This window comes from Mycolicibacter sinensis, from assembly GCF_001667945.1.
GTDB classification, from domain to species: domain Bacteria; phylum Actinomycetota; class Actinomycetes; order Mycobacteriales; family Mycobacteriaceae; genus Mycobacterium; species Mycobacterium sinense_B.
Window position 1 is genome coordinate 1 of sequence record NZ_LZJK01000095.1, and the last position, 1,304, is coordinate 1,304.

Here is a 1,304-nt window from a genome sequence, read left to right on the forward strand (position 1 = left end):
GCGATGCTCGGCGAAGCCCACCGCCGGGCCGAACGCGGCACCGATGTGGTCGCCGCCGCGATCGAGACCCACGGCCGCACCAAGACCGCCGAACTGCTTGAGGGCATTGAGATAATCGGCGCTGTGGGCGGCGAACTCGACGTCTCCGCGGTGTTGGCCCGGCACCCTGAAGTGGTCCTGGTCGACGATCTGGCGCACACCAACGCCCCGGGCAGCCGTAATCCCAAGCGCTGGCAGGACGTCGAGGAGCTGCTCGACGCCGGAATCACGGTGATCTCCACCGTCAACGTGCAGCAGTTGGAGAGCCTCAACGACGTCGTCGCCGAGATCACCGGAATACAGCAGCAAGAGACGGTGCCGGATTCGTTCGTCCGTCAGGCCGCACAGATCGAGCTGGTCGACATCGCACCCGAAGCGTTGCGCCGCAGGCTCGCCCACGGCAACGTCTACGCGCCGGAGCAGGTCGACGCAGCGCTGTCCAACTACTTCCGCAGCGGAAACCTCACTGCGCTAAGGGAATTGGCGCTACTTTGGGTGGCCGACCAGGTAGACGCCGCCCTGGCCACCTACCGCGCCGACAAAAAGATCACCGCAACCTGGGAGGCGCGCGAGCGGGTGGTCGTGGCCGTCACCGGCGGCCCGGAATCGGAGACGCTGGTCCGCCGAGCCTCGCGGATCGCGTCGAAGTCCAGCGCCGAGTTGCTGGCGCTGCACGTGCTGCGCGGTGACGGGCGCTCGCCCTTGCCCGATGCCCGGATCGGCAAGATCCGCGAGTTGGCGGCCAGCCTCGGCGTCTCGCTGCACGTCGTCGTCGGCGACGATGTGCCGACCGCGCTGTTGGATTTCGCCCGGGACGTCAACGCCACCCAGCTGGTGATCGGGACGTCGCGGCGGTCCCGCTGGGCACGTTTGCTCGACGAGGGTATCGGTGCGACGGTGGTGCGGCTGTCCGGGAAGATCGATGTCCACATAGTGACTCATGAAGAGTCCGGGCAAGGCTTTCGCGGCGGAGCGCTCTCGGCTCGGCAACGCCGTGTGCTGCCATGGCTAGCGGCGGTGCTCGTGCCGTCGCTAGTCTGCTGGATCACAACCGCATGGCTGGATCCGGTGCTGCGCCTAGGCGGAGAGAGCGCGCTGTTCTTCGTCGGCGTGCTGGTGGTCGCCCTCCTCGGCGGCGTCGCCCCCGCAATGCTGTCGGCTGTGGTCTCGGGCCTGCTGCTCAACTACTTCCTGATCGACCCCCGACACAGTTTCACCATCGCCGAAACCGATTCGGCGATCACCGAAATCGTGCTGCTGCTGGT

1 protein-coding gene is annotated in these 1,304 nt (G+C 67.1%); it reads left to right on the forward strand.

Going from position 1 to position 1,304, the window contains the following annotated elements; all coding sequences use genetic code 11:
- A partial coding sequence (locus A5694_RS13505) for a sensor histidine kinase (RefSeq protein WP_207516001.1) occupies positions 1-1,304 on the forward strand: 1,304 nt, incomplete at both ends.